Here is a 26,505-nt window from a genome sequence, read left to right on the forward strand (position 1 = left end):
TTTCAGCATGTTATTCGGAGCTACCATTCACTGCCGGTGTCAACAATTTCGTGGACTTGGAAGACCCTTCCTGGTCGAGGCGCTCGACAATATGCGATGCGATAATCTCGTTCCCGTTCGGAGAGAGGTGGCACCAGTCGATATAAAATGCCTCGTCGCGATCAAGCGCGGTTCTGAGATCAAGAAAATTTTTCTGCAGATCCTGGAATTCAGTGGCTATCAGGTCGACCACACGCGGATAGACCGCCGCATATTCTTCTCCAAGGCGGGGATCGAGCGAAAGATAGTCGATACGCGATTTGCTTATGTAGGCGTGCGGCTGGAGGATGGCGACAAACTGTCCGCCATATCCCTCGACCAGATCTTTCATCAATCTCCAGTCGTAGAGAAGGTTGCGTGCGATCCGTTCCGCTTTCTCGGGGTCTTCCTGGCAGTCATAGGGGCCTTCCGCCACCCGCTTTCTGGAAGCGAGCGTGCGTTTGACCCGCCCGGCAAGATCGTTCATCGGTCCCACGACGTCCATGAACGAAGCCTCCCTGCGGTTGGCAAGGAATGTGCGGATCTCTTGCTCGCGTGCATGAGAATATGAACCGTGCTCTCTTCTGCAGCGGTTCCAAACATCGTTTACCCCGTCGTAGAACACGACAATGTCCGGGCGGAAACCTGCCGAATAGCTCTCGAAAAAACGGTTGAAGCTCTGATGGGAGATGTAGCCTGTTTCGCCGAAGTTGTAGGCTTTGAGGTTCGGGCTTTTCTGCGCCACGTAAGAGGGGATCGTGGTTTCGTCGTTCGCGCCGGTGCCCCACATCGTCGAACCGCCATAAAGGGCGATCGTCTTCTGCGGATCGGCATCTTCGAGGCCGACGGTACGTCGCAATCCGTTTTCGTCGATATTGATCGTTTCGCCGCTATATGGGGGCCGACGCCAGCCAACGAATGATGCGAAGTAACCCTTTGTCAGGTTGTCGTATTCTTCGAAATGCTTCCGCGCCCAGTCGACACCCTCATAGTTGGGAAATAGATGGGATTCCGCGTATTGTTTTGTTTTGTTCGCATTGTATTGATTGATAACGATAACGGCGAGGACGTTTCCAAGTGTAATCAATGCAAGCAATAGAAAAATATTAAAGAAAGAAATTTTGAATATTTCTGCGGATTTGTTGCTCATCTGCCCGCCCTTCATACAAAATCGGCCCGCCTATCGCGTCCCGTACTCAAGATGCCTGGCATTCGAAATTGGCTCAGACGTTTGATTTTACGTATTTTTTAATCCGTCCGCCCATTCCGACGAAACGGCGCCCCGTCTTTTGCCGCGTCTTCGGCAGAGCGCATCCGGAAAACAAGTGCAGCCTTTATTGGCGGCGCCCGTTTGCATCTCTCTGTATACTCTAATGTATCTCTGCGTAAGGCAAGGGAGTTATAGATTTTTCATTAATTCGTCAAAAATTTAAGCAAATCACGGTGCGGAAGATCACGCCAACTTCACTGTATGCAAGATCCAGCCGGAATTTCGGAATTCTTCTCGTATTGCTGATGCGGGCCTGAGGCCATGTGCTTTTTTATTGCGGGTTGGCCGCTTCGGCAAAATCGTGAGGCGGAGGCAAAAGTGGAATTATCAAGGCAAATCTTACGTAGAGAATATTGTTAATTGGCAGAAGTTAGCCAAGCAACGCCAGCGCAGCAGGCTAACGTTATGAAAATACAATTGGTAATTTTTTCGTAAAGCTTGTCATATTGACGAAACGTCGCTATCATTTTTTGTGGAAAAAAGGAGTTGGAAGGAGCGTCAGTTTCGGTCTCGCAACCCGAATTTGCATCTTTCGTAAGTATACATGCCGCGGAGCGCGAAACGCTCCGTGTTGATATGTAACTAGTATCAGACGGAGATGGGTATGTTCTGTGGGCGTATGCGTAGTAGCCGAAATGCCGGCTGCGTATCGGTACCTGCCAGCGTTTTGGGCGCCTCTTTGTTTGCGCAGGAAATCGAGGTTGAACATATCTGGATTTGCGGGCCTAAAGAGACGTTCGATTATCTTATCCGGCTCCCCGAGAGGATTGGAACAGACCTTCCATCTGGGAAACCATCGTCCGCGAAAAAGCTTTTGGAAGTTCCTTGCCGGCACCTGCAAGGGCTGAGCGTTCGCGCTTGCTTGCCTGAAGGTCCAGAACCAGAGGCCGGTGGATCGCTGAAGTTGTTCCCGGCCGGGCTTCGCCGCTTTGGCACTGCAATCAACAACCAGGTTCTCGACTTAGGCTCGTGCCGTTTCCTGCTTCGGCGGAAGGCGGTCGGGCTGGACGACGTTCGAGCCTGGCGTGAGGGGAGCAAAAATGACGCATGAAGTCATAATTGATGAAAAACCCGAAGGTCCGAGCAATCGGGCGTTCGGATACACGGTGGGTGGAATACTCATCGCCCTGGCGCTCATCAGATGGGCGTGGGTAGGCGAGTTGGGTGTGTTGATGACGGTGCTCGGCGCAATCGGGCTTGTTCTTGTTGTCGCAGCATTTGCTTATCCGGATATCCTGGAAGTGCCGAACAAGCTTTGGACCAAGTTGGGTCTTCTGCTGTTTATGATCGTAAATCCCATAATAATGTTGCTGGTGTACATAACGACATTCCTTCCTATCGGGCTGATCATGCGTGCCAAGGGGCATGACCCGTTGGCATCTTCTATCGAGAAAACGAGCAAGAGTTACTGGATTTCCCGCTCGGAAGATCCGGTGGAAACGTCTTCGATGCGCAAGCAATTCTAGAAACCTTGCATCGAATACGGAATCAAACTCGCGGCGAACCGCGAAAATTTTGGCCTTGGGAGGCGAAAATGGAATTGGTGCGTGAGCTTTGGGACTACATGAGCACCCGGAAGAAATTCTGGCTGCTTCCCATCCTGATCATGCTCGGGATCTTTGGTACCCTGATCGTTCTGACGCAAGGTACTGCTGTGGCCCCGTTCATCTACACTCTGTTTTGACGGGGGCTCTATGCTGATCCTTGGCATTTCAGCTTTCTACCACGACAGTGCCGCCGCGCTCGTGCGCGACGGCCAGATTGTCGCCGCGGCGCAGGAAGAGCGGTTTACGCGGAAGAAACACGACCCTTCTTTCCCGACGAACGCCGTCGCTTATTGCCTCGAAGAGGCAGGGTGCCGGATGGCGGATATCGACCACGTCGTTTTCTACGACAAGCCGATTCTCAAGTTCGAGCGCCTTCTCGAAACCTATTTGGCGACCGTTCCACGCGGTTTCCGCTCCTTTCGAACGGCAATTCCCGTATGGGTGAAGGAGAAGCTGTTTCAAAAGGGAATGCTGAGGAAAAAGCTGGGCCAGATAGAGGGCGTCAAATCCTGGGAAGGCTCCCTGCTGTTTACCGAGCATCACCAATCGCATGCGGCGAGCGCCTTTTTTGCCTCGCCCTTCAAGAGCGCGGCTGTATTGACCATGGATGGCGTTGGCGAATGGTGCACGACCTCCCTGGGCCATGGCCGCGAAAACAAATTGGATATTCTAAGGGAAATCCGCTTCCCGCATTCGCTGGGGCTCCTGTATTCCGCCTTTACCTACTACACGGGATTTAAGGTAAATTCCGGAGAGTATAAGGTAATGGGGCTGGCGCCTTACGGAAAACCCGTCTATGCGCAGAAAATTTTGGACAATATTATAGACCTGAAGGACGACGGCTCGTTCCGTCTGGATCAGAAGTATTTCAACTACTGTACCGGATTGACGATGACATCTCCGGCTTTTCACGAGTTGTTCGACGGCGAACCGCGCAAGCCGGAAACGCCACTGACCCAGCGCGAGATGGATCTGGCGGCTTCCGTCCAGGTCGTGACGGAAGAAGCCGTTTCCAGGCTTGCAAGATACGCTCGCGAGGTGACCGGCGAGCGGCATCTTTGCCTTGCCGGGGGTGTCGCGCTCAACTGTGTGGCCAACGGCAAGCTTTTGAAGGAAAGTATCTACGACGATATCTGGATACAGCCGGCCGCCGGTGATGCCGGCGGGGCGTTGGGTGCCGCGCTTGCCGTCTGGCATCAGTATCTCGGAGAGGAGCGCCAGACCAACGGCAAGGACTTCATGGAAGGTTCCTATCTCGGGCCCGCTTTTGAACAGAGCGAGGTCGAGAAACGTCTGTCCGATGCGGGCGCCATTTTCGATGTCGTCTCGGACGACGATGTGATTTCCACCACGGTGGATGCGCTGGCCGAAGAAAAGGCCGTCGGCTGGATGCAGGGACGGATGGAATTCGGCCCCCGCGCGCTGGGTGGGCGGTCGATTCTGGGAGATCCGCGTTCGCCGACGATGCAGAAGACACTGAACCTCAAGGTGAAATACCGGGAGAGCTTCCGCCCCTTCGCGCCTTCGGTACGCAGGGAGGATGTTTCCGATTGGTTCGACCTCGACACGGATAGTCCGTATATGCTGCTCGTGGCGGAGGTGCTGGAGAGCAGGCGATATACGCCGAACCAGGACGAAAAGGAGCTTTTCGGCATCGATCTTCTGAACGTTCCGCGTTCCGAGGTTCCGGCCATCACGCATGTCGACTATTCGGCGCGTGTCCAGACGGTTCATAAGGAAACCAATCCGCGCTACTGGGATCTGCTGACGGCATTCAAGGCGCGCACGGATTGCCCGGTACTGGTGAATACCAGCTTCAACGTTCGCGGCGAGCCGATCGTATGTACGCCCGAAGACGCCTTTCACTGCTTCATGGGTACGGAGATCGAGCGCCTCGTCGTCGGCAATTGCGTGATGCGCAAGGAAGACCAGCCTGCGCATTTGAAGAAGGACTACAAGGAGGAGTTCGAGCTCGACTGACGTAAGGGCATAGCGCATCAAAACCCGATGGTTTCGAAGACGTTAATATGCGCCGACACTACGAATTCGGAGCGGCTTCCTGTCGATTGGGCAACTCCGCTCGCCAGGGCAAATGCTCCGGTGGCTGCCTTGTTTATTTGCTCGCAAGTCGGTGGGTGTTCGGGTTGGTTATGAGTTCGGGGGATTTGTTTGAGGTGGAAGCGAACGGGAGGCCAGGCATCGAAGCGCCAAAGTGAAACATAAAGACACTCTCCAGAATGGAGGTGGGTATGAAGATAAACGATGTAATAGAGATTGCGTCGAACGGCGGGCACGCGCCGGCCGGCTTGATAAGAGCTATTTACCGGGCCAGTCAGTTCGGCCAGATCGCTTTGGTCTTGCACGATATTGAACGCCAATCTGTCGATCAGATACTCGACCCTGTTGTGGGATCGCTTCCCACCACAATTCCAGGCGTGGTCTACATAGATTATGGCGATGAGGACCGCCTACGAGAGGCGGTATGCTCTGCAAATTTTATCTTTGCCTCCACGCACTCATTTCGAAAGTTTGCCTCAAACTGCGGCGTGGACACCTGCAAGCTCTTTTCCGTTGATTGTCAGGAGATGCAGGCAGCGCCGCACCTCATGAACGGTTACAAGCAGAAGTATTTCATGAAGCGGAAGCATTGAAAGGCGGCGTGTTTTCACGAATTCATGTCGCGTTTGGGCATTTCGGTCGTACTGGGAGAGCGCGTCGCGCGAAAACAGGATTCCGCTTTGATGAAAAGCGCAAGTGTTACCAAAGCTTCCCTGAATTCAACGCTTCGCCAGGTTTGAATTGCCGCCAATCGTTTCAGCTATGAATGCCGAGTACGCCCTGTGTCCTTTGGCGTTCCAGTGGCTATCACCTTTCAGAAAATAATCCGGATTTCGTTGCGGGTTTCTATCGTAGAATTTGCAATCGTGTTCGGCACAGAATTGAGAGTTTTTCACCTTTTCGCGCAATGTACCGGTATAACCCTGGAACACATATGTATTCTGCCATTCGGTGGAATGCTCAGCGATATAGACCAGTTCATCTTCGAACTTGCCGAGATCAAGCGGGTCGCCCGGCATGTTGTCCGACAACGCCAGGGCCCTTACGAAAAGGTAATAGAGATATGAACGGTCTCTAAGGTGACCATGAAAAACCTCGAGGTTGTTCAGAAGGATGACATCGCCGTTGCTGAGATAAGGTTTGTATCGGTAGTGATTGAGATGCTTCTGACTGTCGACAACGTCGTTTGGTGAACTCAGCAAAATCTGGTGTTGAAGGTTTTTGCAATTCCCTTTCTTCAGGAATTCCTGGAATTTGAGGAAGGATTGCAGTGGCGAGTATCCCATGACGCCGAAGTTCAGGGACCTTGTCCTCAATTTTTCGCTCAGAAAGTCGAAGCGTTCCTCGATATTCACGCCTTCCCCGAAGGTGAAAGAGTCACCCAGGAAAACGATGTCTCTGCCGGTACAGTTTTCCGGCGGATTGCCGCTCGCGTCGACTCTGTAGGCCGAAGCATCGGTGTAAACTTCCCAATTGCGGGTTGCTTTTTTCCTCGTGACAGAGAGTTCCTTCTGCAGATCCCAACCGAGAAGCCGGGAAACTTCAAAAATACGAGGCTCTCCGACGATAAAATATCGGATGAATATTTCTGCAGCCGCAATAGAAATGCATATGGAAAAAATGACTAGAAGTGCGTTCATCAGCGAGGGCAAGCAGAAAGTCCTACGCATTACTCATACCTTTGTGAACTGCTTCTAACGGCCGCCAATTGGCAGACTACAATCAAACACTGTGCAAACAACAGTTTTATAGCTCTTTTGAAGCAAGTTTTAAAATTAACGTAAAGCAGGATTAGGCTATGCATTCCGCTTCAGTTTTTGAAGCGAACGGTAAGTTCAATTCGGAATCTTTTTTGATTATACAGGATTTGCTGCGCCCGTCGGCACAGTTGACCGGGAAACGGAAATTTCCCGCTCTTCCGCAGATCATCCGATGCTTGGCTTTGAAATTCGCTTGAAATCCGTGTAAGGCTCCCGCAAACGCTGTAAGGCGGGCATGGATTGCTTTCGTGACAAGAATTCGGCCCGATATCAGTATCTTGAGCATATGCTTGTCGCGAAATCCGGGCCGGATTTCACGGGATATCCTCTGGATCGGCTTCGCAAACGCTTTGATGAATCAATCTGAAAGCCATGTACCGTAAAGTCCTGGAGAATAACGAAAAGGTTTTCGCCGTCGCTCCGATGATGGAGTGGACGGACAGGCATTGCCGTGTCTTTCACCGGCAGTTGAGCCGGCATACGCTTCTCTACACGGAAATGGTTGCCGCCGCCGCCGTCATTCATGGTGATCGGGAGAAGCTCCTGGGGTACTCGGCGGCGGAGCATCCGCTCGCCTGCCAGCTAGGAGGGTCGGACCCGAAGGAACTTGGCGAAGCTGCGAAGATCGTTCGCGACTTCGGCTACGACGAGGTCAACCTCAACGTGGGCTGCCCTTCGGACAGGGTTCAGTCGGGCCGCTTCGGCGCCTGCCTGATGCGCGAGCCGGAGCTTGTCGGGGAACTTATTGCGTCGATGAAGGCCACCTCGGATATTTCGATAACCTTGAAATGCCGTATTGGCGTCGACGATCAGGACCCTGAAGAAGCGCTCGACCGGGTCGCCGATGCCGCTGTTTCCGCTGGGTGCGACGCCATCTGGGTGCATGCCCGCAAGGCCTGGCTGAAGGGCCTTTCGCCTAAGGAAAACCGCGATATTCCGCCGCTGGATTATGATCGGGTCTACCGACTGAAGGCGCGGTTGCCGGACGTGTTCGTCGGTATAAACGGCGGAATTGCCGATATTTCATCGGCGAAGTCTCACCTTGAGCACATGGACGGGGTAATGCTCGGTCGTGTCGCCTATCACGATCCATGGGTTCTGTCGGGTGTCGATCCGCTGCTGAAGGGCCTTCCGGCCCCGGTTTCCCGCCGGCGCGAGGCGATCGAAGCTTTCCTACCCTACATGGCCGACAAGCTTGAGGCCGGCGTCAGGCTGACCAATATGACCAGGCATATCCTCGGTCTTTTTCATGGCGTGCCGGGTGCGCGTACCTGGCGCCGCCGTCTTACCGTCGATGCGGTGAAATCCGGCGCGGGTCTTGATGTCGTCTATGCCGCGCTTGGCGAAATCGGCGCGGATGCGCTGGACATTCCTGCTCCGCTGCATCAGGAAGAGGAAAACGCGGCAGCCTGATGCGGTTTTCCCTCCGCCCGACGGCCCGCCCGAGGGGCTTTCATGGATCTTTCGACATTTAACGGCGAGGTTGCCGGCCTTGTCGCCGCGCTGATCGCCTCAGGCGCGATCGCCGGCCTGTTGGCGGGCATGTTCGGCATCGGCGGCGGTGCCGTGCTTGTGCCCGTTCTCTATCAGTTTCTCACCGTTCTCGGCATCGACGAGAGCGTGCGCATGCATATCTCGGTTGCCACCTCGCTCGGCATCATCGTCCCGACCTCGATCCGCTCTTTTCTGGCGCACCATAAGCGCGGCGCCGTCGATATGGCGCTGTGGCGAAGCTGGATTGTCCCGGTGCCATTTGGCGTGGTGCTGGCAAGCCTTGTCGCGGCTTATGTATCCGGCGACCAGCTCAAGGGCATATTCGCCGTCATCGCGGCGGTTGTCGGGCTGAGAATGATCTTGAACAGAAGCACGTGGAAGATCGGTGACGATATTCCCGGCAATCCCGTCCGCGCCGTTTGCGGAATGCTGATCGGCTTTTTCTCGACCCTTATGGGGATCGGTGGCGGTGTCATGAACAACACGTTCATGACACTCTATGGTCGGCCCATACACCAGGCGGTCGCGACGTCTTCGGGCACGGGAGTTCTCATCTCCGTTCCCGGTGTCATCGGCATGGCCTGGGCCGGGTGGGGTGATCCGCTTTTGCCGGCGTTTTCCGCCGGCTTCGTCAATCTTCTCGGCGTCGCTCTCATCATCCCGATCACGACATTTGCAGCACCGTTCGGGGTGAAAATCGCGCACGCCCTTTCGCGGCGCACGATGGAGCTCGCCTTCGGATTGTTTCTTCTTTCCGTTGCAGGGCGGTTTGCGTGGAGTTTATGGGGCTGAGCCGAAAGGCCAGTCCTATGCGTTGGTGTCAGGGGTTCAGGATCAGCCTGTTGCCCTCAACCCGCCAGCTTGAAAGCCGGTCGAGCGCGGAAAGGCCAAGGAGGCTCACCTCCAGCGCGCCGTCGCGGCTTACATATGCGCGCGTGTCGCTGAGGTGGATCGTGCCGATGTCGAGACCTTCGATTTCGACGGGCGCGACGAACGTTCTGCCGTTCGCGGTGGAAACTGGGATCGTATAGCTCAGCCGGTCCAGATCGAAACCTGCCGCACGCGCATCGTCGGCCGTCAGCGTTACGGCGGATGCGCCGGTGTCGACGAGGAAAACGGCATCGGCGCCGTTTACCTTCGCACGAATGCGGTAATGCCTGCCGCCGTCGCGAAGGACTACGACGGACCCATCCGTCTGTTCGATCGCCGTGCCCGGTATGAGAGCCGCAATCAGCCGCCTGCCGAGAATTTCGAACTCGGTGCGGAAGGTATATCCGGTCACGAGAATGAGGCCGAGACCACCCCAGATGATGAGTGCGCGCAAAACCTCGCCGATCCGCGGGCCGGAATGGAACAGGGAAACAAGAAGCACGGCAAGCAGCGCGCTCAGTGCCACCATGCGCGGTCCGCTCCGGTCGAAACTGAGGGTTTCCGGGTCGCTCGTATCGCCCAGCAGATAATAGGCCGCGGCACCCATCATCACGACCAGCAGGATCGCCATGACAAAGGATCTGAAGGCTTTCGGGTTCATGTCAGCCTGCCTCCGGCAGCGAGGAACGCCGGGCGCCGAGTTCATCCATGATCGCCCGTCGGTCTTCGTATTTGAGCGTACTCCAAACGGCGATCTCGTCGAGCGTGCGGTAGCAGCCAAGGCAAAGGCCGGATTTCCGGTCTATCTGGCAAACGTTGATACAGGGGCTTTCGAGCACGGTCATGCGGATCGCAACTTAAATACTATCATTGAAGTGGTATCTACTGCGAACCAGACAAGACCCGTACTGGTGCCGTCAATATGGTGACGGGTAACGTTATGGCGATTTCCGCCGTCGTACCCACGACTTGGCCAATCCCGCGCCCCACACCGCCGGCCTGCGTCGAAAGGTCCTCCGGCCTTGTACCGAAGCCTGTTTTCGCGATGGCCTGTCGCAATTGCGGTGCGATCTGCGATATCTGGGCGAATTTGCTGTGATTGGCCGCGTCGGGTGATTCAAGGTTTGTCAGATCCACGACGATCGCTCCAAGCTCGGCAAGTTCCTCCTCGTCCTCATAATCGCCGACGCGCCCCTTGCCGCCGGCGATGAGGCTTGAAACCTGCAACGCCCGGTCATCCCTGGAGACGAGGATGATGAACGGTTTTTCGGGCTTGCCGACACGGCGAAGCTGCGTCTTGAACACATCGATATCGAGATCGGGAGCGGCGAGAACCACAAGGCCGACCTTTTCCTTGGGTATAGGCTTGCCGGAGATGCGGATCTGGCGAATGGTCTCCATAAGCACCCAGCTGCCCATGGAGTGGGCCAGCACATTTATCTTCGTCGCGCCGCTTGCAAGGAGGTCGCGGATCGTGCGCTCCAGCCCGTCACGGGCGGCGGTGGCGCTGTTGTTGTCATAGACGTAATCCGTGACTGCGCCTCGCGAAGCCCAGGTGAACAGCACGGGAATGTGGGGGGTGTCGGAATCGTGCACCACTTGCGCAAAGCGGTAAAGCGCCTCCGGGAAGCGTGTGTTGTATCCGTGGATGAACAGGAAAACTTCGCGGTTCGCTGGCGGGCGCTTGGCCAATTGCGCCCTGAGTGCCTGTCGGAACCCCTCTTCACCGTCGAGATAGGATGCCGATTTGAGGACCATATCCTTTTCAGGATCGCCGGGAGGCTCGGAAGGCCACTCGATCTGGCCTTGTTGATGCTTGGGAGGTATTGAGACCACAGTCTCGGCATAGTTCAGTTGTTCCGCCCGTTCTCCACTGAAATAAGTGCCGGGTCGGTCGTCCTTTTCGCGGGTGGTCGCGACAAGAAGAACATGCTCGGTTGAGCCCGGCGCACTCGTTGTGGCGATTGCGAGTGATCCGGGTCCGGGCCGGCCGCCACATCCTGCTAGAACAAGCAATGCGACGCACATCGCCAGTGCGCGCAAAGACGGGCTGCAAGACGCCATGAAAGAAATTGCGGAGATACGCAAACGCAGATCCAACCTCAATATCACCACCAACGGGTTGGGTTCTCTCGTTGTCACCCGCTATCCCAGGGGAACGTTAACACGCCCGAAAGCGGCTGGATTATGTCGTGTGGCGGGGCCGGGCAGGTATCATCCGTTTCTTTACGTGCTGTTGTTCTCACGCAACGGCCGCAAGGCCCGCCAAGGCCAGGACCATGGCAACTTGCTGGGTTGCGCCCAGAACATCGCCCGTATGTCCGCCGATCTTGCCCAGTGCCAGCCGCTCCATGCCAAGGGCTGAGGCGATCAATCCAAGCGCGGCAAGAAGAAATGCGGTGAAAGGAAGCAGGAACAGAACCGGCAGTGAGAACGCCGCCGCTATGGCTATTGCCCATCCCGCAGAATATCCGGATGGCGCGCCGCAAATGCGTGCCAACCCGTCCGGTCGGGCGGGCGGCAACTTTTGCCAGACACGGATCATCGCGGCCCGTGATGCGGCGTGGGCGGCAAGAAAGGAAAGTGACGCAGCGAAACCGCCGAACCTGTCAATAAGCGTTGCGAGAAGAACGGTCGAAAGCAGAAGGCTTGAAGCAAGGGCGAGGGCTCCGAACGCACCGGTCCTGCTGTCTTTCATGATTTCCAGCCGCCGCTCCCTCGTGGCTCCGCCGAAAAATCCATCGGCAACATCCGCAAGCCCGTCTTCATGCAGCGCTCCGGTTACGGCGCAAGTGAGAAGAATCGCAAACAGCGCCGTGGCCATTGCCGGCAAGGCGCTGAAGCTTAACGCAAGAAGGAAGAGGGCACCGGGAATCGCGATCAATGCTCCCGCTACCGGCACAATGCGGCCGGCAAGCGTAAAATCCGGAAGCCGCAAGGGGTCGTCCCGCCGATTGATCTTCGGAATAGGCAGGCGTGAAAAAAAACGTGTCGCCGCGGCGATTTCCGCGAGAAGGTCGGCTGTCGACCAACCCATGTCGCTTGCTCTCCTGTCCTCGTCGCGGAGCATTTTACCGTTCAGCCGGGTTTCGGAAGGTCTCCGGCCCGGTTATAGATCGGCACCCGCCCGCATACCAACGCTTTCTGGGCCGCGATAAAAATCTCGCCAAGAGGAAAGAATGTCCGTATCGTCAAGCGCACTTCCCTTCGAAGATATTCGCAATCTCGTCCGCACCATGCCGACGGCCGACAATGGCGCGGTGGAGGCCGCACGCCGACGTGACGCGCAACTTACGAAACCGGCGGGATCGCTCGGCAAGCTTGAAGAAATCGCCGAATGGCTCGCTGCGTGGAACGGCCCCGAATGGCCGAAGGTCAAGCGGCCCCTGGTCGCGATTTTTGCAGCCAACCATGGGGTGACCGCCAAGGGGGTTTCCGCATTTCCGGCGGACGTCACGCGCCAGATGGTGGAAAATTTCTCCGCCGGCGGGGCGGCGATCAACCAGATCTGTATCGCTCATGACCTTGGCCTCAAGGTTTTCGAACTCGCGCTTGATTACCCGACGCCCGATATCACCGAAGAAGATGCCTTCGACGAAGCGGGATGCGCAGCCACAATGGCGTTCGGCATGGAGGCGCTGGCAGGGGGAACGGACCTGATCTGCATCGGCGAGATGGGGATCGGCAACACCACGGTCGCATCCGCCCTTCTGAATGCTCTTTACGGCGGAACGGCCGCGGACTGGGTCGGACCGGGGACCGGCGTCGACGATACCGGCTTGCAGCGCAAATGCGCGGCCGTGGAAGCGGCCGTTGCAAGGCTGGGTGGAGAAAAGGATCCGCTTGAGATCCTGCGCCGCATCGGCGGACGGGAATTCGCCGCCATGGCGGGTCTTGTGCTTGCTGCGCGTCATCAGCGTATTCCAGTCATCGTCGACGGTTTCGTGACCACCGCCGCAGTCGCCGTTTTGCAGTCAATGGACCCGGACGCTCTCGACCATTGCATTTTTGCGCATGTATCGGCGGAACCTGCTCATTCCCGGGCGTTGCAAGCGATGGGGAAGCAAGCGCTTTTCGATTTTGGCATGCGTTTGGGGGAAGGGACGGGTGCTGCTCTTGCCGCTGGCATCGTCAAAGCCGCCGCGCAGGTTCATGCCGGCATGGCAACCTTCGATGCGGCGGGTGTTTCCGGCAAATCGGGAGGCTGAAACAAAAAGCCATCGTCAGGAGGCTTGGATTCGCGCGACCCTGCGATGCGCGGGCCGTGACGGGCGCTGAACGGCGGGATCCGCGCCTTCCACCGCGGGCATTGCCTGAAGGACGCGGCTTGCGGGAAATGTGACGATCGCTTCCGTGCCCTCGCGAAGCTTGGACTTAAGCTCGAACTTGCCGCCATGCATGTTCACGAGCGCTTGGACGATCGAAAGCCCGAGGCCCGTGCCTTCCTCCGCGCTCTTGATGGAGATCGAGCCCTGGCCGAAGGCTTGCATGACGATGGGGATTTCGTCTTCAGGGATTCCCGGTCCGTTGTCCTTGACGGAGACATACTGTCCGCTGCCGGCCGTCCAGCCGCATTTGAGCACGACCTCGCCATTCGTCGGCGTGAACTTGACGGCGTTGGAGATCAGGTTGAGCACGACCTGGCGTACCGCGCGTTCGTCAACCCAGAGCTTCGGCAGGGACGACTCGAACTTGTCGATGATCGCAATGTTCTTGTTGCGCGCGCGGATCGCCATCATACTCTGGCATTCTTCCACGACGTCGGATAGCGCGATCGCTTCTTCGTTAAGCTCGTATTTGCCGGCCTCGATGCGTGAAAGATCGAGAATTTCGTTGATCAGGTTGAGCAGGTGCCCGCCGGAATTGTGAATATCGCTCGCATATTCCTTGTAGGTGTCATTGCCGATCGGCCCGAGCAACTCGTTCTTCATCACTTCCGAAAAGCCGAGAATGGCGTTGAGCGGCGTCCTGAGCTCATGGCTCATCGTGGCCAGGAATCGCGATTTGGCGAGGTTCGCTTCTTCCGCGCGCCTGCGCGATTCGTCCGAAATCGCCTTGGCCTGCTCCAGTTCGGCGATCAGGTGATCCTTCTGGGCCCTGTATTCCAGCATCGTCAGCGTCGAGGTGTGAAGCTGTTTGCCAAGCATCAGGAAAAAGCCCTGGGCCCCCATCGCCATGGCCATCATCGCATAATAGAGCGGTGTTTGATGGCCGAGAAAGGTTGCGAGGATCGCCAGGGTGATCGGTAATGTGCCGGCGAGCAGCGCGCGAGGGATCGTCGATGACAGCATCGTGCCCATGGCTACGACGATGAGCATCGTCGCGAATTGCAGGATTTCGAATCCGTTTTGCGCCTTTTCGGCCGGGGGGAGGAGGAAGAAGCCCGCCCAGCAAAGACCGTAGAGCATGTCGCCGATAATCATCTGGCGCCGGATGGGTTTCAGGTTCGCATCGGAAACGTCGCTGCGCTCGAAGCGGCGGCAGGTGGTCAGTATAAGCGCATGTACGATGAGAATCGAAACAAGCCATACGCCGATGGCCAGGGCATCCATCCAGAGAAATGTGATCGCCCCGACAATAATCGCAAAAAGGGGAAGGGCGATTGCCGCGCTCAGTCGGTTCTTTGCGTAGATCAGCATGAGTTCGTGGTCGAACGCGGGCGACGTCCCGTCGATCGAACTCAGCCTTTCGCGCGCATCGCGAACGGTGCGCGCCATTTCACGGCGTTTTATCGCGCGCTCTCGGTTGAGCGAGATCTTCTCCTCGTTTGTCCTCGTTTTCTTGAGGGGCATTCGCGTTGACCGTGCTGTGGTTATCGGTTGGTTTCCGATGAAAACGACATTGCCTACAGCATGCTCACCAACCCTTAATAAGCGGCTCAAAGACGTGGTTAACGCCAGGTTGATCGCCCGTTTTCCCGCGAGTTCGACGCCCGGTCCCAACATCCGGAGAGCCGTGATATGAGGGGAAGCGATCAAACTTCGACGAGGCAGACATGAAGCTTTACGACACCGCCCGCGCCCCCAACCCTAGGCGTGTTCGCATTTTTTTGGCCGAGAAAGGCATTCAGGTCCCGACAGAGCAGGTCGATATCATGGGGAAGATGGCGAAGAGCGATGCCTTCACCGCGCTCAACCCGCTGCAGCGGGTGCCGGTGCTGGAGCTTGACGACGGCACGGTGATTACAGAAAGCGTCGCGATCTGCCGTTATTTCGAGGAAATCCAGCCCGAACCGCCGTTGATGGGGCGTAATGCGGTTGAGAAGGCGCAGGTCGAAATGTGGAACCGGCGAGTGGAATTAGGCGTGTTCGCTGCGGTTGCCAACGCCTTTCGCCATGCGCACCCGGCGATGAGCGGTCTTGAGGTTCCCCAGGTGAAGGAGTGGGCGGATGCCAATCGCCCGAAGGCGCTTGAGGCCATGAAGTTTCTCGACCGGGTTTTGGCCGACCGGCCGTTCGTGGCAGGAGAACTATTCTCGATTGCCGACATTACGCTTTTGTGCGCGCTTGATTTTGCCCGCGTTCCGAAGATCGCCATTGCGGATGAGCATGTGAACCTGAAGCGCTGGCACGCGCAGGTTTCCTCCCGGCCGAGCGCGAAGGCCTGAACCATGAGTGGAGCGGGCGTCCATTCCGTCGGTGAAAGGCTGGAGGAGCTTGCCGGCGAAATTGCCGGTTGCAGGCTGTGCGCGAATGCTCCGTCCGGCAAGCGGCCGCTTCCGCATCAACCGCGCCCTGTCTGCGTTTTGTCCCAAACTGCGCGCATTGCCATTTGCGGACAGGCGCCCGGCACGCGTGTACACGAGAGCGGGCGCCCGTATACGGATCCATCTGGCGACAGGCTGCGGGCCTGGATGGGGGTCGATGCTCGGGTTTTCTACAACCCGGCCCTTATTGCGATCGTCCCTATGGGGTTTTGCTTTCCCGGTCTCGATTCGAAGGGGGGCGACCTGCCGCCGCGCCGCGAGTGCCGGGCGACATGGCATGACAGGGTTTTTGAGGCGATGCCGCAGATAGAGCTCAAACTCGTGATCGGGCAGTATGCGATCGATTATCACCTGGCAGGCCTGAAGCGCAAAACCGTGCGCGACACGGTCGAGGCCTGGTCGGAGATGATGGATCTGTCGAAGGCGCGCGGGAGCGGGGCCGTTCTGCCTCTGCCGCATCCCTCGTGGCGCAACAACAGGTGGCTATCCGACAACCCCTGGTTCGAAACGCAGGTGGTGCCCCGTCTTCAGGCGACTATCCGCGAGCTGCTTTCCCGGTCGGCGGGTGTATAGAATCTTGTTGCAAAAATTTTCTCATTCACGGGCCTGATTGACAGAAAAATGGAAAACAGCAACAAATCGCATGGAAATCTTAGAAGCTGAATCCCATTCGGGGCTCGGTCCCAGCCATGGCAAGGCTCTCCGGCCTGCCATGCACATTCAATGGACGGCATTCATGATCGATCGTATCGACCGGCGCATTCTTTCCATCCTCCAGGAAGACAGCACCGTTCCTGTTGCGGAAATCGGCCGCCGTGTCGGCCTGTCGACAACACCATGCTGGCGACGCATCCAGAAGCTGGAGGAGGAGGGCGTCATCAAGCGCCGCGTCGCCATTCTCGACGCCCGCAGCGTGAACGTAAAGGTGGCGGCCTTCATCTCGATCACGACGAACCAGCACAATGCGGATTGGCTCGCCAAGTTCGCCGATGTGATCAAGGAATTTCCGGAAGTGGTCGAATTCTACCGCATGGCCGGAAAAGTGGACTATCTGCTGAAGGTCGTCGTGCCTGATATCGAGGCCTATGACGCCTTCTACAAGCGGCTCATCTCCAAGATCGATATTTCCGACGTGTCGACGACGTTCGCGATGGAGGAGATCAAGAACACGAGCCAGCTTCCGCTCAATTATGTCGTGACGGAGAAAACGCGCGATCCGGTAAAGGAATGACGCTCGGAGCCCCATGCGGCGGAAGTGCGCCGCATGGGTTTGAGAAGCAAACCTATTTTTCAGCGTTCTCAAGACGGGCGATCAGGCTTGAGGTATCCCATCGCTTTCCGCCCATGGCCTGCACTTCGGCATAGAACTGATCGACAAGCGCGGTAATGGGCAGCCGGGCGCCGGTCTCGTTCGCCGTTTTCAGGCAGATGCCAAGGTCCTTGCGCATCCAGTCGACCGCGAAACCGAAGTCGAATTTGCCGTCGCGCATGGTCTCCCAGCGGTTTTCCATCTGCCAGGACTGGGCGGCACCCTTGGAGATCACCTCGATCACCTTGGCGACATCGAGGTCCGCCTTCTTGGCGAAATGGATCGCTTCGGACAGGCCTTGCACAAGCCCGGCTATGCAGATCTGGTTGACCATCTTGGTCATTTGGCCCGCGCCGGCCCCGCCCATCAGGCCGACCATCTTCGAATAGCAGTCTATGGCCGGTTTGGCCTTGTCAAAGTCGGCCTGGTCGCCACCGACCATCACGGTAAGCTGTCCGTTTTCGGCCCCTGCCTGACCGCCGGAAACCGGAGCGTCGAGGAAGCCGCAGCCCTTGGCTTTGGCCGCTTCATAGAGTTCGCGGGCCACTTCCGCGCTCGCCGTCGTGTTGTCAATGAAGATTGCGCCTTCCTTCATGCCGCTGAAGGCGCCGTCGGGGCCGGTGGTGACGGAGCGAAGGTCGTCGTCATTGCCAACACAGGCGAAAACGAGATCGCACCCTTTTGCGGCCTCGCGCGGGGTGGGGGCGTGCGCGCCGCCGAATTCGGCAACCCATTTTTCCGCTTTCGCGCCGGTGCGGTTATAGACGGTAACATCGTGACCGCCGCGCGTTTTCAGGTGTCCTGCCATGGGATAACCCATGACGCCCAGGCCGATGAAGGCTACCTTGGCCATTATGCTCGCTCTCCCCGATGGTGATGCATTGCGGCAGCCGCAAGGACGTCTGCCCTGTATAGACTGGCGTTTTAAGCGATCAGCCCGGGCCTGTCACGGGTGAGTGGCCGCTCAGCCTCCGCGCTTCAGCGTCAGGGCCCGATCGAGGTCCGCGAGCAGGTCTTCCGCCCGCTCGATGCCGATGGAAAATCGCAGCAGATTCTTCGCCACGCCCGTGGCCTCGCCCTCGATCGTGTAGCGGTGCTCGACAAGGCTTTCTACGCCGCCAAGCGAAGTGGCGCGTTTGATAAGTTCCAAATTTCCCGCGACCTTCAGCGCTTCCTCCGCGCCCCCCTTCACCAGAACGGAAACAAGATACCCGAATCCCCCAGTCATCTGCTTCATGGCAAGGTCGTGCCCGACGTGGGAGGGAAGGCCCGGGTAAAGCACTTTTTCAACTGACGGATGGTTTTCCAGATGTGTTGCGATCGTCATCGCATTCGCGCACATTCGCTCCAGCCGCAAGGCCAGCGTCCTCATTCCCCGCAAAAGCAGATAGGCCTCGAACGGGCCCATCACCGCACCGGCGTCGTGGCGTTCCTGACGGATGAACGTCCATGTTTCGGAATCCGCATCCCGTGTGGAAACCAGCCCGCCAAGCGCATCGGAATGGCCGTTCAGCGCCTTCGTTGCGGAGTGGATGGCAAGGTCTGCGCCAAGGTTCAGGGGCTTTAAAAGCAGTGGTGTGGCCGCCGTTGCATCCACGGCAAGGGTTGCGCCGGTTTCCCGGCATGTCTCTGCAGTTTTCGCGATGTCGGCGATTTGAAGTGCAGGGTTGGCCGGCACCTCGATAAAAACGAGATCCGGCCCGGTCTCGCGCACGACTTCGCAAAAGTTCTCGGGATCGCTTGCGTCTGCCTCGATCAGCGCGATGCCTGCATGCGCGCAATGTTTTCTGAGCCAGGCGGTCGTACCCCAGTAAATGTGCGACTGAATGACGATCGAACGTCCCGGTTTCACCGCGCGAATGACCGCCGCGATCGCGGCCATGCCGCTTGAAAAAAGACGGGTATCGGCGGCATTCTCAAGCGTCGTGGCCAAGCTTTCGATCTGCCGGTAGAGATCGTTGTCGTCCCGGCTGTAGAGGTGTTTGTCGCTCGTAAGCGAATAGTCCTTGTCGCGGACGAAGGTGGTCGCGGGAGATATCGGCGGGACGACGGCGCCGGTGGCAGGGTCTACGCCACCGCCCGCATGGGCAAGCAGCGTATCGACGTGAAAAGGCTTCTCGGCCATTCGAGGCTCCGCGAATGTTATCGCTTGAGATGGCGCGTCAGGCGGGCTTCGAACCGGTCCCACACGCGGCGCAGCGTTTCGACCATCACGAGATAAAGGATCGCGGCCCAGATGTAAGCCTGGAAATCATAAGAGCGGGAAAAAGCGCGCCGCGTTTCGCCCATCAGGTCGTAGATCGTGATGATCGAGGCGATAGCCGACCCCTTGATCATGAGTACGACCTCGTTGCCGTAGGGTCTGAGCGCGACGATGAGCGCCTGCGGCAGGATGATCTTCCAGAATATGACGGGCTTGGAAAGGCCGAGGGCGGAAGCGGCCTCCCATTGGCCGCGGGCGACGTTCTGAATGGAGCCGCGCAGGATCTCCGCCTGATAGGCGGATGTATTCAGCGAAAAGGCGAATACGGCGCAATACCATGGGTCGCGGAAGAACCACCATATTCCGATATCGGAGAAGAAATCGCGGAATGAGCCTGCGCCGTAGTAAACGAGAAAGGCCTGGGCAATCAGTGGTGTGCCACGGAAGAAATAGACGAAACCATATGCGATTGCGCCAAAAAGCCGGGATTTGGACAAACGCATCGCCGCAATCGGCAGGGAAAGGATCGCGCCGATCAGCAGTGACAACCCCACGAGTTCGATTGTGACGATGAAGCCCGAGACGAACTTGATGCCGTATCGGTCCATGAATTCCGGATTGAAGTCGCGGATCATGTAGGAAAGGAGCCCGGCTCCCGCCAACGCCCAGAAGACCATGACCACATGGCCCAAAATCTTTTCGTTCGACCAGCGCCGGGCGGAGGGGACGCCAGGAACGGCCCGTGGTCTTGCTGTTTCGACTTGCTCGGTCATCGGCGCACCTCGCCCCGGTTGCTCCAGTTATCGATCAGCGTGATGCCGATGGAGGAGATCATGGCAAGGCCAAGGTAGATCAGACAGGCAACGCCGAAGAAGAGGAAGGGCTCCTTCTCGACGCGAGCGGCGATACCCGCCTGGCGGATAAGATCGGACAGGCCGATCACCGAAACGAGCGCTGTGTCCTTGAGAAGGATCAGCCAAAGGTTGCCGAGTGCCGGCAATGCAAGCCGGATGAGTTGCGGAAGGATAACGAGCCGCATTGTCTGAATGCGGCTCAACCCGAGCGCGTAACCGCCTTCGTACTGGCCAAGGCTGATACCGCGAAACGCGGAAAGGAAAGCTTCGGAGGCATAGGAAGCGAATACGAAGGAGAGCGCGACCATGCCCGCTACGAAGGAATTCACCTCGATCTGGGCATCGGGAAAAATAAGGCGAAACACCTGCTGCAAAATGATTTGCCCGCCGTAATAGACGAGAAAGAGCGTCAGGAGCTCCGGCAGGCCGCGAAAGATCGTCGTATAAATGTTCGCCGCAGCGCGAAGGCTTGGCTCATCGGATTTTTTTGCCAGAGCCAGCAGGAATCCGAGGATCAACCCGAAGGGCAGCGTGGCAATCGCGAGAGTAATCGTGATCAGGATGCCACTGGCAATTTCATCGCCCCAGCCGTTGGGGCCGAAAGATATAAGGGTAAGAATTTCATCCATCGGCTAAGCACCTCGGCGACAGCACGGCAGAGAACCCGCCGTGCTGTAACTGTGAAAACGGGCCGAAATAATCAGCCGCCGTAAACGTCGAACTCAAAGTACTTGTCGTTGATCTTCTTGTAGGTGCCGTTCTCGCGGATCGCCTTGATCGCCGCGTTCAACATTTCCTTGAGTTCCGTTTCCCCTTTGCGGATCGCGATGCCTGCGCCTTCGCCGTTGATAACCGGATCCGGCGTGAGCGTGCCGAGGATGCGGCAGCACGAGCCGTCGGAAGAGTTGATCCACTCCGACAGCACGACGACGTCGTCGATTGCAGCGTCGATACGGCCAGATTCAAGGTCGAGCTTGTATTCGTCCGGCGTGGGGTAGAGGCGGAGGTCGGTGTCCGGGAATTTCGCCTCGGCATAGTTGGAGTGCGTCGTGGAAGACTGCGCGCCAAGAGCGATACCGCCGAGATCTTCCGCCGTTACGCCCTTGAGATCGGAATCCTTCGGTACAGCGATGGCAGGCGGAGTGTTGTAATACTTCTCGGTGAAGTCGACCTTTTCCTTGCGCTCGTCCGTGATGGACATGGACGCGATGATCGCGTCGAACTTGCCTGCCTGAAGCGCCGGAATAATCCCGTCCCAGTCCTGCGTGATGAACTCACATTCGACGCCCATCTCATCGCAAAGCGCCTTGGCGATGTCGATATCGAAGCCGACGAGCTGTCCGTCCGATGTCAGGTTATTGAACGGAGGATAGGCGCCTTCGGTTCCGATGCGGACTTTCGACCAGTCCTTGGCTTCCGCACCATTGACGGCAGCGATAATAACCGCGGCAGCCGCCGCCCAACGCATGAATTTCATGAGAATGTCCCCTGCTTCGTGTTGTTATTGAAAGGCCGTTCCCATGGCCTTTTCAAGCAGTCGGCATACTCCCATCAAAATTCGGCATCTTTCAACCGCCTTGCAGCGATTTTCCCAGAAACCGGAAATTCAACGTTACGTCATATTCTTCAAGTTTGCGTGGACCGGCAAAAATGAGGGAATATGTAATACAAAAAAGGCTTTACCGCCCAAACAGCCCCGTTTCGGTGAAGGGGATAAAGTTCACGAGTTCGCCCTTCCGGATGCCCGTCGTTTCTTCGCGAATCTCGATCAGCCCGTCCGCCTCGCGCAGCCCGGTGATTAGGCCGGACCCGTCGTGCTCGAACTTGCGCGCGACCGTCAGGCCATTGGCGTCGGTTGCCAGGATTCCTCTGTAGAATTCGCGCCGGTCGGGTTTTTTCTTCGCGATCTCGAAGTCCGCCGGAATCTGGAAGCGGCGCGGTTCGGTGAATTCGCCACCGCCCATAACCGTGAGTACGGGACGGGCATAAAGCAGGAAGCAGACCATCGCTGCGACCGGATTTCCGGGCAGGCCCAGCATCACGCAATCGCCGATCTGGCCGAAATTCATCGGCCGGCCAGGCTTGATGGCTAGCTGCCAGACATGCCGCTTGCCAAGCGTATCCAGCGCCGTCACGAGATGGTCTTCCTCGCCGCGCGAAGCGCCGCCGGTCGTGATGATGGCGTCATGCGACTGCGCCGTTTTCGTCAGGGTTTCGTGTACGATTTCCGCCTTATCCGGCAGAACGCCGCAATCGGTGACGGTGGCACCGACGGTTTCCAGAAGCGAGCGAAGTAGGAAGTGGTTGCTGTCGTAGACCCCGCCCTCCGGCAAAGGCTCCCCGGGCCGGCGGATTTCATCTCCGGTGGAGACGAGGGCGACTTTCACCCGGCCCCAGACCTTGACTTCCGCCTGGCCGGTGGAGGCGATGGCCGCGATGTCCTGCGGGCGCAGTTTCGTGCCCGCCTGGAGAATGAGCGAACCTTCCTTAACGTCTTCGCCGGCTTTTCGCCGGTTTGCGCCCAGTTTCAGCCCCGGAGGAATCACCACGAAGCTCAGCCCGTCCTGCTCATGCGGCTCGCAATCCTCCTGCATGGCGATCGTGTCGACGCCTTCGGGCATAACGGCGCCGGTGAAGATGCGCACCGCCCCGCCGGCCGGGACGGGATCAGGTGCGGGATGCCCTGCGGCAACGCGCTCCACGACCGGGAAGAAACCGCCAGCGGCCTCGAAATCGCGGCTTGCGAAGGCGTAACCGTCGACGGCGGCATTGTCGTGGGCGGGAATGTTGCGGGGAGCGTGGATTTCTTCCGCGAGTATCCGCCCGTGAGCGGCCTCCAAAGGAACAGTTTCCTCGGTCACGATTCGGGAGACACGTTCCTTGAGGATCGCCAGGGCATCGGCGTGTTTCAGGCGATCCTTGTCGTGCAGAAAACAATCGTTGAGGAGCCGTTTACTCGGCTGCATGGCGTCGGCCCAGTCCGCATTGGTCGAGGATGAAATCGGCGATTGCCGAAACGTCGTTCAGGTCGAAGGTGGAAAGAGATGTGTCCGGAACGGGGAAATCCGCGGCGATAGCCCTGATCTGCGGGTCGTCGTCGGCAAGCGCCTGGCCTTTTCGCCCGTCCTTGCGGCGCACCTCGATTTTCGGGTGGCTTTCGCGCTTGTAGCCTTCGATCAGGATGAGGTCGCAAGGGGCAAGCCGGGCGAGGATATCTTCGAAGGAAGGTTCTTCTTCGCCGCGAAGTTCATGCATCAGTGCCCAGCGGCGGCCGGAGACAAGGGCAACTTCCGTAGCGCCCGCCTCGCGATGGCGGAAACTGTCGGTTCCCTCATGGTCGATGTCGAAGGCGTGATGCGCGTGCTTGACCGTGGATATCCTGAAGCCGCGGCCGGCTATTTCGCGCACCAGTCGTTCAACCATCGTCGTCTTGCCGGAATTCTTCCATCCCGTCACGCCGAAAACCGGCGGCAGTTTCGTCATGCGGCCTTCCCTCGGTAAAGTGCCTCTGCGATTTCAAGCTCTTCCGGCGTGTTGATATTGAAAAACGGGTCGAACGTGTCGGTTTCCGTGCTCACCGCATCGAAACGGGCGCTGCGATTCGGATGACGATCGACGAAGGCCAGTACCTTCCGGGTTTCGCCGTTTTCAAGGAAATCCCTCAGATCATCCGTAACGGAAACCGGCCAGAGGCCGAAAACGGGGTGCATTCCCTCGTCAGACCGTGCAAGCACGATATCGCGCGGGGACAGGCCTGAGGATAAAAGCCTGGTGACCAGATCGCCCGGAAAAAATGGCGTGTCGCCGGCGACCGAAACGACGAACTCTGCGTCAGGTTCGTTTGCCTTCACCCATTCGAGCCCGGCGAGAACCCCCGCCAGAGGCCCGGCGAAGCCTTCGACCGGGTCGGCCTCGACCGGCAATCCAAAATGCGAAAAGCGATCCGGATCGCCATTGGCATTCAGCATGACGCGGCGGACTTGGGGGCTAAGCCGCTCGATCACATGCGCGAGCATCGGTCTGCCGGCAAGCTTTTTCAGCGTCTTGTCACCACCGCCCATGCGGCGCGCAAGGCCGCCGGCAAGCACGCATCCGACAACGTTGGGGGCGGGCGAGGTCATGCGTCCTGATCCTCCCGCGCGCCCTTGCGGCGGTGTTCGGGGGCTTCATCGTCTGCTTGGGAGGCGTCGAGATCGAAGACGATGCGCTCGGTTCCCGAAAGGGCTACGAAACGTTTTCCCCGGGCGCGGCCGATGAGCGTCATGCCGATCTGGCGGGCGAGATCCACGCCCCACGCCGTGAAACCGGAGCGCGAGACAAGTATGGGAATGCCCATCATCGCCGTCTTGATCACCATTTCGGAGGTGAGGCGCCCGGTCGTGTAGAAAATCTTGTCCGCCGGCGAAACGCCGTTCAGCCACATCCAGCCAGCGATCTTGTCCACGGCATTATGGCGGCCGACATCCTCCATATAGACAAGCGGGCGATCCTCCTGGCAGAGCACGCAGCCGTGGATCGCGCCGGCGGAAAGATAAAGCGAGGGTGCGGTGTTGATCTTCTTCGTGAGACCGTAAAGCCAGGATGTCCTGATCGTCGCGCCAGATTCGAAACTGATTTCGTCGAACCTGTCCATGACGTCGCCGAAGACGGTACCTTGCGCGCAGCCGGAAGTGCGCACCTTCTTTTTCATCTTTTCTTCGTAGTTGGTTTCGCGCTCGGTGCGCACCACGACGATCTCGAGATCGTCATCGTATTCGACCCCGGTCACGATATCGTCCGGACGGAGCATGTTCTGATTGACGAGATAGCCGACGGCGAGAAGGTCCGGATGGTCGCCGATGGTCATCATCGTGACGATTTCCTGCGAATTCAGGTAAAGCGTCAACGGACGCTCCGTAACGACGCGCGTATCGACGGGCTTTCCGTCCTGGTCGATACCCTGAACGGCCGTCGATAACCTTTCGTCATCCGGATCGGGCCGAACGATAAACTCACCGTCGGCCGGTTCGAAGTCCTTCGCCGCTTTCTGGCGCTCGCCCACGCGATTCCTCCGAAGTTTCTTTGTTTCCCGGAAGGTATGGCGTTCGCGGGGCCGCAGGCAAGTGCGGGGATTATGTTTTACGCAGGGCCGACAGCGCGGGCTTAAGGCGGGAGAGGCCCAAAAGGCCGAGACCGGCGAGCAATCCCCAGAACGCGCCCGACACGCCGAAGAAACTTGTACCCGACGCGGTGACGAGAAAGGTGACGATTGCCGCTTCGCGCATGTCCTCGTCTGCAAGCGCGGCTGACGTCGCGGCGGCAAGGGAGCCGAGCAGGGCAAGGCCCGCCACGGCCTCGATGAGGACGGGCGGGGCGGCGGTGGCAAGGCTTGTGGCCATTCCCGCCAGAAGCCCGAAAAGACAATAGAAAATGCCGGCGAATATCACCGCCCAGTAACGGCGTTTCGGATTGGGGTCGGCATCGGGATTTGCGCAAAGGGCGGCTGTGATCGCCGCGAGATTGACCGCGTGGCCGCCAAAGGGCGCGGATAAAAAAGAGAATAACCCGGTCGACCAGAAGAGGCGCTGAGGCGCCGGGCGATAGCCATTGGCATTCAGAACCGCCATGCCGGGGATATTCTGCGAGGCCATGGTGACGACGAAGAGCGGCAAGGCGATGCCGACGGCGGCATCCAGCGAAAACACGGGCGCGATCAACAAGACCTCGGGCGAGAGTATCGTGCTGTCCAGCTTCGCGCCGTCGGTTGTCATGACGATCAGAACGGCGGCGATAACCACCGCAATCGGAATGGCCATCAGCCGGTTTATGCGGGAAACGACGAGCCAGACGAGGATGACGGGAAGTGCCAATTGCGGAACGTTCGCAAGGGCTTCCACCGGGGCAAGGCAAAGGCCCAGAAGCACGCCGGCAAGCATGGCGTTGGCAAGCGGGGCGGGGATTGCCGAAACCGCCCGCCCGAAGGGCTTGAAAAGGCCGGATGCGACGATGAGACAGGCGCAGACAATGAAGGCGCCGACGGCGGCGGGAAACCCGCCGGCAGGAGCGGCGGCAGTGGCGAGAAGGGCCGCGCCCGGCGTCGACCACGCAACCGAGATCGGCATTTTATGCCACAAACTCAAGACGATACCGCCAAGGCCCATGGAAATGGAAAGCGCCATGAGGCCGGAAGCCGCCTGCTCCGGCGAAGCGCCGACGGACGTCAGGCCCTGAAGGACGACGGCGAAGGAACTGGCGAAGCCGACGACGGCGGCAAGCAGGCCGGCGGAAAACGTGGGCCAACTCGGAGACCGTGGATTATCCGCCGCCAGGTCGGGGATATCTTGCTGCATCGAAGGCTCCCGAACAGCCGTTTCGCATTTGCGTCGAGGAAAATTCCAGACGGGGCGAAAAAGGTAAATTCGCTGCCGATCAGAATT

The 26,505-nt window shown here is 58.1% G+C and carries 27 protein-coding genes; 10 read left to right on the forward strand and 17 right to left on the reverse strand.

Features of this window, described 5'->3' with window-relative positions; all coding sequences use genetic code 11:
* Positions 1-10: 10 nt before the first annotated feature.
* Positions 11-1,168, reverse strand: a complete 1,158-nt coding sequence (locus HPQ64_RS11535) for an SGNH/GDSL hydrolase family protein (RefSeq protein ID WP_172888662.1) — start codon at positions 1,166-1,168, stop codon at positions 11-13.
* A 1,160-nt stretch (positions 1,169-2,328) separates the two neighbouring features.
* Here HPQ64_RS11535 and HPQ64_RS11540 point away from each other — a divergent pair.
* From HPQ64_RS11540 to HPQ64_RS11555, 4 genes are all read left to right on the forward strand, one after another.
* Complete coding sequence (locus HPQ64_RS11540) at positions 2,329-2,754, forward strand: SxtJ family membrane protein (RefSeq protein ID WP_172888663.1); 426 nt, start codon at positions 2,329-2,331, stop codon at positions 2,752-2,754.
* Between the two features lie 68 nt (positions 2,755-2,822).
* Positions 2,823-2,972, forward strand: coding sequence for a DUF5989 family protein (locus HPQ64_RS11545; protein WP_172888664.1), 150 nt, complete (start codon positions 2,823-2,825; stop codon positions 2,970-2,972).
* Positions 2,973-2,982: 10 nt separating this feature from the next.
* Complete coding sequence (locus tag HPQ64_RS11550; protein WP_172888665.1) at positions 2,983-4,815, forward strand: carbamoyltransferase family protein; 1,833 nt, start codon at positions 2,983-2,985, stop codon at positions 4,813-4,815.
* A gap of 269 nt (positions 4,816-5,084) precedes the next feature.
* On the forward strand, positions 5,085-5,486 hold the full coding sequence (locus HPQ64_RS11555; protein ID WP_172888666.1) for a hypothetical protein: 402 nt from the start codon (positions 5,085-5,087) through the stop codon (positions 5,484-5,486).
* Positions 5,487-5,612: 126 nt separating this feature from the next.
* Here the strand turns inward: HPQ64_RS11555 and HPQ64_RS11560 are convergent, their stop codons facing one another.
* The gene (locus HPQ64_RS11560; protein WP_172888667.1) at positions 5,613-6,545 is read right to left on the reverse strand and encodes an SGNH/GDSL hydrolase family protein; all 933 of its coding nucleotides are present in this window, start codon (positions 6,543-6,545) and stop codon (positions 5,613-5,615) included.
* Positions 6,546-7,025: 480 nt separating this feature from the next.
* Between HPQ64_RS11560 and dusA the strand changes: the two genes are divergently transcribed.
* Together dusA and HPQ64_RS11570 are read left to right on the forward strand one after the other, a co-directional pair.
* Positions 7,026-8,066: a tRNA dihydrouridine(20/20a) synthase DusA gene (gene dusA, locus HPQ64_RS11565; RefSeq protein WP_172888668.1), complete on the forward strand. Its 1,041-nt coding sequence runs from the start codon at positions 7,026-7,028 to the stop codon at positions 8,064-8,066.
* Between the two features lie 42 nt (positions 8,067-8,108).
* Positions 8,109-8,939 carry a sulfite exporter TauE/SafE family protein gene (locus HPQ64_RS11570; protein ID WP_172888669.1) on the forward strand — a complete coding sequence of 277 codons (831 nt, stop codon included), beginning with the start codon at positions 8,109-8,111 and terminating at the stop codon, positions 8,937-8,939.
* Positions 8,940-8,967: 28 nt separating this feature from the next.
* On the opposite strand, the gene HPQ64_RS11575 is transcribed toward HPQ64_RS11570, so the two are convergent.
* The 4 genes from HPQ64_RS11575 to HPQ64_RS11590 all read right to left on the reverse strand — a co-directional run bounded on the left by HPQ64_RS11575 (position 8,968) and on the right by HPQ64_RS11590 (position 12,054).
* A complete protein-coding gene (locus HPQ64_RS11575; protein WP_172888670.1) occupies positions 8,968-9,678 on the reverse strand; it encodes a retropepsin-like aspartic protease family protein in 711 nt (236 codons plus the stop codon).
* Position 9,679: 1 nt separating this feature from the next.
* On the reverse strand, positions 9,680-9,862 hold the full coding sequence (locus HPQ64_RS11580; RefSeq protein WP_172888671.1) for a DUF1289 domain-containing protein: 183 nt from the start codon (positions 9,860-9,862) through the stop codon (positions 9,680-9,682).
* Positions 9,863-9,899: 37 nt separating this feature from the next.
* On the reverse strand, positions 9,900-10,775 hold the full coding sequence (locus HPQ64_RS11585) for an alpha/beta hydrolase (RefSeq protein WP_210260254.1): 876 nt from the start codon (positions 10,773-10,775) through the stop codon (positions 9,900-9,902).
* A gap of 484 nt (positions 10,776-11,259) precedes the next feature.
* Positions 11,260-12,054 carry an adenosylcobinamide-GDP ribazoletransferase gene (locus HPQ64_RS11590; RefSeq protein ID WP_172888673.1) on the reverse strand — a complete coding sequence of 265 codons (795 nt, stop codon included), beginning with the start codon at positions 12,052-12,054 and terminating at the stop codon, positions 11,260-11,262.
* A 142-nt stretch (positions 12,055-12,196) separates the two neighbouring features.
* Between HPQ64_RS11590 and cobT the strand changes: the two genes are divergently transcribed.
* Positions 12,197-13,225 (forward strand): nicotinate-nucleotide--dimethylbenzimidazole phosphoribosyltransferase, encoded by a 1,029-nt coding sequence (gene cobT, locus HPQ64_RS11595; RefSeq protein ID WP_172888674.1) that lies wholly within the window; start codon positions 12,197-12,199, stop codon positions 13,223-13,225.
* Between the two features lie 15 nt (positions 13,226-13,240).
* Here cobT and HPQ64_RS11600 read toward each other — a convergent pair whose 3' ends face one another.
* Complete coding sequence (locus HPQ64_RS11600; protein WP_172888675.1) at positions 13,241-14,809, reverse strand: sensor histidine kinase; 1,569 nt, start codon at positions 14,807-14,809, stop codon at positions 13,241-13,243.
* A 203-nt stretch (positions 14,810-15,012) separates the two neighbouring features.
* Between HPQ64_RS11600 and HPQ64_RS11605 the strand changes: the two genes are divergently transcribed.
* The 3 genes from HPQ64_RS11605 (at position 15,013) to HPQ64_RS11615 (ending at position 16,954) form a co-directional block, all read left to right on the forward strand.
* Complete coding sequence (locus tag HPQ64_RS11605) at positions 15,013-15,624, forward strand: glutathione S-transferase family protein (RefSeq protein ID WP_172888676.1); 612 nt, start codon at positions 15,013-15,015, stop codon at positions 15,622-15,624.
* Positions 15,625-15,627: 3 nt separating this feature from the next.
* Positions 15,628-16,296 (forward strand): uracil-DNA glycosylase family protein, encoded by a 669-nt coding sequence (locus HPQ64_RS11610; protein WP_172888677.1) that lies wholly within the window; start codon positions 15,628-15,630, stop codon positions 16,294-16,296.
* A gap of 166 nt (positions 16,297-16,462) precedes the next feature.
* Positions 16,463-16,954, forward strand: coding sequence for an Lrp/AsnC family transcriptional regulator (locus HPQ64_RS11615; RefSeq protein WP_484496824.1), 492 nt, complete (start codon positions 16,463-16,465; stop codon positions 16,952-16,954).
* 52 nt (positions 16,955-17,006) lie between these two features.
* On the opposite strand, the gene HPQ64_RS11620 is transcribed toward HPQ64_RS11615, so the two are convergent.
* The 10 genes from HPQ64_RS11620 to HPQ64_RS11665 all read right to left on the reverse strand — a co-directional run bounded on the left by HPQ64_RS11620 (position 17,007) and on the right by HPQ64_RS11665 (position 26,418).
* Positions 17,007-17,885 carry an NAD(P)-dependent oxidoreductase gene (locus tag HPQ64_RS11620; RefSeq protein ID WP_172888679.1) on the reverse strand — a complete coding sequence of 293 codons (879 nt, stop codon included), beginning with the start codon at positions 17,883-17,885 and terminating at the stop codon, positions 17,007-17,009.
* Positions 17,886-17,996: 111 nt separating this feature from the next.
* A complete protein-coding gene (locus HPQ64_RS11625) occupies positions 17,997-19,157 on the reverse strand; it encodes a trans-sulfuration enzyme family protein (protein ID WP_172888680.1) in 1,161 nt (386 codons plus the stop codon).
* Between the two features lie 17 nt (positions 19,158-19,174).
* On the reverse strand, positions 19,175-20,008 hold the full coding sequence (locus HPQ64_RS11630) for an ABC transporter permease (RefSeq protein WP_172888681.1): 834 nt from the start codon (positions 20,006-20,008) through the stop codon (positions 19,175-19,177).
* Positions 20,005-20,718, reverse strand: a complete 714-nt coding sequence (locus HPQ64_RS11635) for an ABC transporter permease (protein ID WP_172888682.1) — start codon at positions 20,716-20,718, stop codon at positions 20,005-20,007. Before HPQ64_RS11635 ends, HPQ64_RS11630 begins: the two co-directional genes overlap by 4 nt.
* Before the next feature lie 71 nt (positions 20,719-20,789).
* Positions 20,790-21,566, reverse strand: a complete 777-nt coding sequence (locus HPQ64_RS11640; protein ID WP_172888683.1) for an ABC transporter substrate-binding protein — start codon at positions 21,564-21,566, stop codon at positions 20,790-20,792.
* A gap of 202 nt (positions 21,567-21,768) precedes the next feature.
* Positions 21,769-23,055, reverse strand: a complete 1,287-nt coding sequence (locus HPQ64_RS11645) for a molybdopterin molybdotransferase MoeA (RefSeq protein WP_172888684.1) — start codon at positions 23,053-23,055, stop codon at positions 21,769-21,771.
* On the reverse strand, positions 23,042-23,572 hold the full coding sequence (gene mobB / locus HPQ64_RS11650) for a molybdopterin-guanine dinucleotide biosynthesis protein B (protein ID WP_172888685.1): 531 nt from the start codon (positions 23,570-23,572) through the stop codon (positions 23,042-23,044). Before mobB ends, HPQ64_RS11645 begins: the two co-directional genes overlap by 14 nt.
* On the reverse strand, positions 23,569-24,210 hold the full coding sequence (mobA, locus tag HPQ64_RS11655; RefSeq protein ID WP_172888686.1) for a molybdenum cofactor guanylyltransferase MobA: 642 nt from the start codon (positions 24,208-24,210) through the stop codon (positions 23,569-23,571). Before mobA ends, mobB begins: the two co-directional genes overlap by 4 nt.
* Positions 24,207-25,130, reverse strand: a complete 924-nt coding sequence (gene fdhD / locus HPQ64_RS11660; protein ID WP_343035988.1) for a formate dehydrogenase accessory sulfurtransferase FdhD — start codon at positions 25,128-25,130, stop codon at positions 24,207-24,209. Before fdhD ends, mobA begins: the two co-directional genes overlap by 4 nt.
* A gap of 70 nt (positions 25,131-25,200) precedes the next feature.
* Entirely contained in the window at positions 25,201-26,418 is a 1,218-nt protein-coding gene (locus HPQ64_RS11665; protein WP_172888687.1) for a benzoate/H(+) symporter BenE family transporter, read from the reverse strand.
* Positions 26,419-26,505 lie beyond the last annotated feature (87 nt).

The organism is Hongsoonwoonella zoysiae (assembly GCF_013266695.1).
Taxonomy (GTDB): Bacteria; Pseudomonadota; Alphaproteobacteria; order Rhizobiales; family Stappiaceae; genus Hongsoonwoonella; species Hongsoonwoonella zoysiae.